1 pseudogene is annotated in these 511 nt (G+C 63.8%); it reads right to left on the minus strand.

The annotated features are described in order from the left end of the window. Nucleotides 1–511: pseudogene (locus Xinn_RS21450) on the minus strand (integrating conjugative element protein); the annotation flags it as partial.

A 511-nucleotide genomic window follows, 5' to 3' on the forward strand; every position in this document is an offset into this window, starting at 1 on the left:
GATGGCATTGCGGGACAGCGCCTGTTTCAGGGCCATTTCATTTTTCAGTGCACTGATTTCCCGGTCCAGTGCGGCAATCCGGCGTTCCCCTTCTGCCAGCGCTTCCGACTGTGCGGCGGCATTGGGTTCGGACATCCCGGTCATCAGCATCCGGCGCATCAGTAACGCGGTTTCGGTGGTCTCCGCCATCGCCAGCTCACCGGCCAGACGCGCCGTCAGTGCCGCCCGGTCCGGGTCACGCTGCAACGCCTGAATGACGCCCTGCGTCACCGTCAGGCTGCCGGTTTTCAGTCGGGTCAGACTGGCCTGCGTCGGCTTCTCCGTACCACTGACCAGTTTCACCAGTTGCTCAATGTTTGTTTTGGTATGGGCTTCCAGCATCGGGGCAAATCCCGTTCCCGCGACCGTCGTACCCGGCTGATGGGGTTCACCGCCGCTGCTGCACTCGGCAGACTGCGTGCAGGTCCGGATGGCCCGGTCACCCAGTACGCTGACCACGGCGTCGGCGGCT

The sequence above is a fragment of the Xenorhabdus innexi genome, assembly GCF_002632485.1.
GTDB classification, from domain to species: domain Bacteria; phylum Pseudomonadota; class Gammaproteobacteria; order Enterobacterales; family Enterobacteriaceae; genus Xenorhabdus; species Xenorhabdus innexi.